Genomic DNA, 475 nt, shown 5'->3' on the forward strand with positions numbered 1-475 from the left:
GGTATAGAGCTGCAGGTCGCCGATCCGCGCGTTGGCTTCTTCCTCTGTCTCGCGGGCCGCCGCCTGGGCGAGGGTCTCGCCGTTCTCCATGAAGCCGGCCGGCAGCGTCCAGTAGCCCAGGCGCGGCGCAATGGCGCGACGGCAGAGCAGGACCTGGCCGTCCCACACCGGCAGGCTGCCGGCGACGATACGCGGGTTCTGGTAGTGCACGGTGTGGCAGGCGTCGCAGACGTAGCGCAGGCGGTTGTCGCCGTCCGGGATGCGCTGGACCACCGTGGCGCCGCACAGGCTGCAGAATTTCATGCCAGGTTCTTCTTCGGGGAAAGGCCTATCTTGCTCGGCTGGCCGGGAGGCGACAAGGCCCCGTGCGGGAGGGGTGGGCTGGCCGGGGCTTTCGTGCCATGATCTCGGGGAAACGACAAGACCTCGGAAACCCCGGCAGTATGAACTGCACGCTCGACGAGCTGCGCCAACG

General features: G+C 68.2%; 1 protein-coding gene. It reads right to left on the minus strand.

The annotated features are described in order from the left end of the window. On the minus strand, positions 1 to 303 hold a 303-nt coding region (locus tag L6762_RS11880), incomplete at its 3' end, for an NUDIX hydrolase (RefSeq protein WP_237187494.1). Positions 304 to 475 lie beyond the last annotated feature (172 nt).

The organism is Rothia nasimurium (assembly GCF_928381705.1).
Classification (GTDB): domain Bacteria; phylum Actinomycetota; class Actinomycetes; order Actinomycetales; family Micrococcaceae; genus Rothia; species Rothia nasimurium_G.